We start from the raw sequence: 6,766 nt of genomic DNA, 5'->3' as shown, positions 1-6,766 counted from the left end.
TAAATGTGCGTTTTGTAAATTCTGCTTCCGATGATGCATACCCTACTCTCCATAACAGTAATTCTACTCTTTATTTTTGTTCTAATAGAGGAGGCGATTTTGATATTTACAAAGCAGAACTCGGTATAAAAACATATTTGTATGATGCTTTGAGAGATACTTCTACTCGGGTTGTGACAAAAGTAAACTCCCTTTCTTCTACCAGTGATGATAAATGCCCTTTTATTGTGCAAGATAACATAATGGTATTTGCTTCCAATAGAGCAGGGGGATACGGAGGATTTGATTTATATTATTCTCATTATAAAAACGGAGAATGGACTGCACCTACAAATTTTGGAGTAAAAATAAATTCATCAGCAAATGAATATAGACCAGTTATATTAGAACGTATTGAATATTATGATTATGGCTACAATTTTCAAAATACTGCTCTAATATTCTCTTCTGATAGAGAGGGTGGAAAAGGAGGATTTGACTTATACTGCGTAGGAATAGGAACAGATATTATATCACTTTATTAACTTATTATTAATTAAAATCAAAACAGTTCTTGCCTTAACCAATAAATAAAATGTTTCAAAGAAACACGATTACATTGCTTGCATTATTTTTTGGAGGATGTGCCAATGATGTAAATACACTTACACCTGCTCAAGATACTACGGGAATTACTATTAAAGATTTACCCGCCGATCCAGCCACATATTATGACCCAACAAACGGAACACCCGTCGGAGTAACAGGAAAATTTACTTTTTTCTCTTTTGCTACGGGGAAAGTAATCCTTAATACTGACAGTGCTACTACCAAATGGGATATAGCATTCAGAGGAACTACTATTTTATTCAATTCAGGATCCAGCGGACCAGGAAAAGCAGGGGTTATTATTCAAAAAAATACTTTTGAAAATGTAACTACCTTACCAACTACGGGGTATGGTATAGATTCACCAGGAAGCCCGGCAGTTCCAACAGGTTCGGGAAGAGGTTGGTATATAGTAAGCGGGCAACCTACCATAGTAATCCCTATTCCTGGAATATTATTTTTCATAAAAACAAACGATGAAAAATATGTAAAAATGGAAATAATCAGTTATTACAAAGGGGCTCCAGCAAATCCACAAAACCCTAATGAAGCAAGATACTACACATTTAGATATTTATAAAATACATCAAAAACTTTTTAACCCATTAGAATCATGAAAAAAATATATGGCTATTGCATTATTTTATTTTTACATTCCCCATTTGTAAACGCACAAAATGGAGATACTACGTATGCTTCCATAGAGGTAAAAAATGGAACTTCTCTTTTTGGAAAAATAATAGAAGAGAAAAACCAAGAACTCACACTGAACGACTTTACTCTCGGAAAAATAACTATATCCAAAAAAAATATAGAAGCGATAGTGAGAAATTCTTCCACACAATCGTATCTTTTTACCACCTTGCAAGATAAAAAAATCATTGGAAATATAAAAAGTATAGATGAAAAAGAAATAGTTGTAAAAACACAAGACCTCCTCATATTCCATTTAGAAAAACAAAATATTAAAAGTATTCGTTCCATGTCTTCTCAACACATAAAACGAGGAGAATATATTTTTCTTAATCCTATATATTCACGATATCTCTTCGGTCCATCCGCTATTCCTTTAAAAAAAGGCAGCGGATACTATCAAAATACAATGATTTTGTTTAATAATTTTCACATCGGAATAACCGATAATGTTTCTTTAGGAGTAGGGACTATGTTTCCCATTTTTGGGTATCTTTCACCTCAGGTAAGATTTTCTTTAGGAAAAAATTTTTATATAGGTGCAAGTGGATTTTTTGGCTATGGAATATTTATCACTCGAGAACAGCCTAATTTTATAGGAATGGGACATGCACTTGTCACTTACGGAAATTATGAAAATAATCTCACTTTTGGAATAGGATGGGGAAAAGGAGAGTTTAATGATACAGAAAATAATGAAGATAATGATTGGGATATCTCTGTCCGTCCACAATTTTATATAGCAGGAATGGTTCGCACAGGAAAACGAACTTCATTAGTAACAGAAAATTGGATAGGTGGATATAGATATATTGGAATAAATAGTGGATTATACAGATATCGTAATGCTTTTGTATCATCACTTATTGTGCGTATTTTGTGGGAAAAGCACTCTATGGACCTAGGACTTAGCTTTATCCCGTTTAGCAATTTTATATTTGGAGGCAGAAACTATCTGTATGGTATTATTTTTCCATACATAAGCTATGGATATAAATTTTCAAAAAAATAAATAGATTTTTGTTTCAAAACACATACAACAAAAAAACTATGTATCAAAATAATTTTATAAAAAGCACTCAAAAAATCTTAAAACATTACTAATAAATGTATAGTGTATGGCATTTTATCAATTGATTACAAGACAAAAACTACCTGTTAGTATTCAGAAAGTATGGGGGTTTATTTCATCACCTTATAACCTCAAAGAAATAACTCCCAAACACATGGGATTTGTGGTAACAAGCAATTCGGGCAATGAAAAAATGTACCCCGGAATGATTATTACCTATACAGTGAGCCCCCTACTCGGCATAAAACTCAGTTGGATGACGGAAATCACACAAGTGAAAGAGAATGAATATTTTATAGATGAACAGAGAATTGGACCGTACTCTCTGTGGCATCATGAACATAAAATTGAACCAATTGATGGTGGAACTTTAATGACAGATATTATTACTTATCAACCGCCTCTCGGTTTTTTAGGAGCAGTAGCCAATTCACTTTTTATTAAAAAACAACTTGGAGAGATATTTGACTACAGAAAAACTGCTTTAGAAAAGCGTTTTGGAAAATTTGAATAGTAAAAATGGAAATAGGTTACTATTTTTCTTTCAAAAAATAAAAGTATAAAGATATTTTTTATGTTGCGGTAAGTATAAGAAATTTTTAAATTGGTAAGTTTTTATAGATATGTGTGGTATTAAAAACATATTGTAACAATAAAAATAAAGTAAAAAACATTAAAATCGTATTTTTATTTTTTAATTTAATTTAAATATAAAATGAGTGGAATAATTAAATCTGACGCAGAAGAATTATCGTTTGAGGACTTTAAAAACAACGAAAATGGAATTTTTTTTTGGTGGGCTACAGACCTGATGCAAATGCTTGGCTATTCTAATATGACATCTTTTCATAAAGTATTAGATAGAGTAACAAACTCTTTTGTTTCATTAGGTATTCCTTATTACGATAATATAATTCCCGTTTCCAGAGAAATAGAAAATCAGCAAGTTCAAGATTTTAGATTGACAAGATTTGCTTGTTATCTCACTGTAATGAATGGTGACCCTAAAAAAATAGAAGTAGCAAAAGCTCAAGTTTATTTTGCTCGACAAACAAGAAAGTTTGAACTTTATTTAGAAAACAATAATGAAATTGATCGACTTTTAATAAGAGAAGAATTAGCAGAAGGGAATAAGTCATTGTCGTCTATAATACAACAAGCTGGAGTTACCGATTATGCAAAGTTTACAAATGCAGGTTATTTAGGTATGTATAATATGGAAAATTGGAAATTAGCCAATAAGAGAAAAGTAATTAAAAAAAAATTAATGGACACAATGGGAAGAACTGAACTTGCAGCCAATTTATTTCGTATAACACAAACAGAAGAAAGAATTAAAAATAAAGGTGTAAAAGGACAAACTGCTTTAGAACGTACACACCATCAAGTCGGTAATGAAGTGAGAAAAATGGTAATCAAAAACGTCGGTACCCCTCCTGAAAACTTAATTCAAGAAAAAGAACTATCTAATGTAAAAAAAGATTTAAAAGATGGTTACAAAAAAATGCTAAAAGAGGATAATGAAAATAACAAGAAAAAGAAATAACCACTTACCACCAGCAAGGAATACCTACATTTTTTTATCCATTACAATCATAATTCATAATTACTGCATCACGGTTCCCAGCCATTTTTGTGCTTCTTCGAGGATCATTTTTTTACGGTTGGCGTAGTCCATAACCTGTTCTTGGGTTATTTTTCCTAATCCAAAGTATTTTGCTTCGGGATGTGCGAAGTAAAAACCGCTCACAGATGAAGCGGGGTACATACTCATTGATTCGGTAAGGAACATTCCTGTGTGTTTTTCTGCTTCTAAAACATCAAAGAGAGTTCTTTTTTCTGTATGTTCGGGGCAGGCAGGGTATCCTGGTGCAGGACGTATTCCATAATATTCTTCTTGAATTAATTGTTCGGTGGTTAAATTTTCAGAAGGATTGTAAGCCCAAAGATCTTTGCGAACTTTTTCATGCATCAATTCGGCAAATGCTTCTGCTAATCTATCTGCTACTGCCTTTACCATAATAATAGAATAATCATCATGTCTTTGTTCGTATTTTTTTATTATTTTTTCTATTCCTTCTCCTGTAGTGAGTGCAAAAAAACCAATATAATCCTGTGTTTTACTTTCTTCGGGGGCAATAAAATCTGCCAAGCAGAGATTAGGTATCCCCGCTCCTTTTTTTCCCTGTTGTCGCAAGAAATGAAATATTTTTTTTTCATTTCCTTTGGTATCAAAAACAACGATGTCATCGTGATTACGTGAATTTGCAGGATATATTCCTATAACAGCATGGGCTTTAAGAGTTCTCGCCACTATTATTTCATCTAAAAGAATATTTGCATCATCATAAAGTTTTTTTGCTTCTTTTCCTACCTCATGGTTATCAAAAATTTTAGGAAATTTTCCTTGTAACATCCACGTAGAAAAAAATGGTGTCCAATCTATACATTTTCTTATTTCTTCTAAAGGATAATTTTTAAATACTTGGTTCCCCAATATTTTTGGAACAGGGATAGAGGTTTTTTTCCAATCAATAAAAAACTTATTTTTACGAGCTTCAGTCAAAGAAATGTAATTTTTATCTTCTTGTCTTTGTTGGTGTTGGATTCGGATTTTAGCATATTCTTCTTTGATTTTTTTGTGAAAACTTTCTCGGGTTTGTGGACTAATAAGTTCACTCACCACAGGTACACATTTAGAGGCATCTAATACGTGGACGGTAGTGCCATCATAATGTGGATCTATTTTTACTGCGGTATGAGTTTTAGAGGTGGTAGCTCCCCCAATGAGTAGCGGAGTAGTTATTTTTGCTCTCTGCAATTCTTTTGCAAAGTATACCATTTCGTCTAAAGAAGGGGTTATCAAACCACTTAATCCTATAATATCTACCTGATGTTTTTTGGCTTCGGTTATAATTTTTTCTGCGGGTATCATTACTCCCAAATCAATAATATCATAATTATTACAAGCTAAGACGATACCGACAATATTTTTTCCTATATCGTGTACATCTCCTTTTACAGTAGCAAGAAGAATTTTAGCATTTGCTTTTTGGTCCCCCATTTTTGCTTTTTCTGCTTCCAAAAAAGGAGTAAGGTATGCAACGGACTTTTTCATAACTCTTGCACTCTTTACCACTTGTGGTAAAAACATTTTTCCTTCACCAAAAAGGTCTCCTACTATATTCATTCCGGCCATGAGGGGACCTTCTATAACCTTGAGAGGTATTTCATACTTGAGACGTGCTTCTTCTGTATCTTTTTCAATATAATCGACTATTCCTTTTACGAGTGCATGCGATAAACGTTCTTCTACCGAACCATTTCGCCACTCTTCACTGACCGTCTTTTCTTTTCCCTTTCCTTTTATAGTTTCAGCATATTCTAAGAGCTTTTCTGTCGCATCAGGATGTCTGTTCAGTAAAACGTCTTCAATTTTTTCTAATAAATCTTTGTTAATTTGATTATAAACCTCTATCTGTCCTGCATTTACAATACCCATATCTAAGCCATGTTGTATAGCGTAATAGAGAAATACTGTGTGCATTGCTTCTCGTACGGTATCATTCCCACGAAAGGAAAAAGAAACATTGCTAATGCCGCCGCTTACTTTGGCGTGTGGAAGATTTTCTTTTATCCATTTGGTGGCTCTAAAAAAATCTAAAGCATTATTATTATGTTCTTCTATTCCCGTAGCAACGGGAAAAACATTGGGATCAAAAATAATATCTTCCGCAGGAAAATGTACTTTTTCTATCAAAAGGTCATAACATCTTTTACAAATAACTATTCTTCGTTGGTAAGTATCCGCTTGCCCTTGCTCATCAAAAGCCATAACTACTACTGCGGCACCGTATTTTTTAATTTTTTTTGCTTGTAAAAGAAACTCCGTTTCCCCATTTTTTAAACTTATAGAATTGACAATCCCCTTGCCTTGCATACATTGAAGCCCTGCCTCAATAATATTCCACTTGGAACTATCTACCATAATAGGCACACGAGCAATTTCGGGTTCAGAAGCAATCAGATTCAAGAAAAGAACCATTGCTTTTTCTCCATCTAACATTCCTTCGTCCATATTGACATCTATAATTTGAGCACCATTTCTCACTTGCTCTAAGGCAACGCTCAATGCATCGTCATATTTGCCATCTAAAATCAGCTTCGCAAATTTTCGAGAACCCGTTACATTCGTCCTCTCACCTATATTTACAAAATTGGTATCCTTATTAATAATAAATGATTCTAATCCGCTTAAACGCATATTTTTTTTTAATTATAAGTTATTTCTTTTTTATAGTAATGATTATACTGAGAATGGTTTTTAATAATGCTATGCAATCGTTGTGTATAGAAACAAATTCACTTTCAGTTAAATATTCTGTTTCCTTTATTAATTCTAATTAGTACATT

At 32.8% G+C, this 6,766-nt stretch carries 6 protein-coding genes; 5 read left to right on the top strand and 1 reads right to left on the bottom strand.

The features are described 5' to 3' along the window. The 5 genes from QM536_01310 to QM536_01290 all read left to right on the top strand — a co-directional run. Nucleotides 1–524, top strand: a 524-nt coding sequence (locus QM536_01310) for a hypothetical protein (protein MDI9355650.1), incomplete at its 5' end; no start/stop codon positions are given. 50 nt (nucleotides 525–574) lie between these two features. Continuing rightward, on the top strand, nucleotides 575–1,168 hold the full coding sequence (locus QM536_01305; GenBank protein MDI9355649.1) for an HmuY family protein: 594 nt from the start codon (nucleotides 575–577) through the stop codon (nucleotides 1,166–1,168). 33 nt (nucleotides 1,169–1,201) lie between these two features. Beyond that, nucleotides 1,202–2,293 (top strand): hypothetical protein, encoded by a 1,092-nt coding sequence (locus QM536_01300; protein ID MDI9355648.1) that lies wholly within the window; start codon nucleotides 1,202–1,204, stop codon nucleotides 2,291–2,293. A gap of 106 nt (nucleotides 2,294–2,399) precedes the next feature. Then, on the top strand, nucleotides 2,400–2,867 hold the full coding sequence (locus tag QM536_01295) for an SRPBCC family protein (protein ID MDI9355647.1): 468 nt from the start codon (nucleotides 2,400–2,402) through the stop codon (nucleotides 2,865–2,867). Between the two features lie 201 nt (nucleotides 2,868–3,068). Beyond that, nucleotides 3,069–3,899: a hypothetical protein gene (locus QM536_01290; GenBank protein MDI9355646.1), complete on the top strand. Its 831-nt coding sequence runs from the start codon at nucleotides 3,069–3,071 to the stop codon at nucleotides 3,897–3,899. A gap of 60 nt (nucleotides 3,900–3,959) precedes the next feature. Here QM536_01290 and metH read toward each other — a convergent pair whose 3' ends face one another. Next, nucleotides 3,960–6,617, bottom strand: coding sequence for a methionine synthase (gene metH, locus QM536_01285; GenBank protein MDI9355645.1), 2,658 nt, complete (start codon nucleotides 6,615–6,617; stop codon nucleotides 3,960–3,962). Nucleotides 6,618–6,766: the final 149 nt, after the last annotated feature.

The organism is Chitinophagaceae bacterium (assembly GCA_030053935.1).
Lineage (GTDB): Bacteria > Bacteroidota > Bacteroidia > Cytophagales > JASGCU01 > JASGCU01.
Note: the sequence above shows the minus strand (reverse complement) of the source record. Positions and strands in the feature narration are given on the sequence as shown.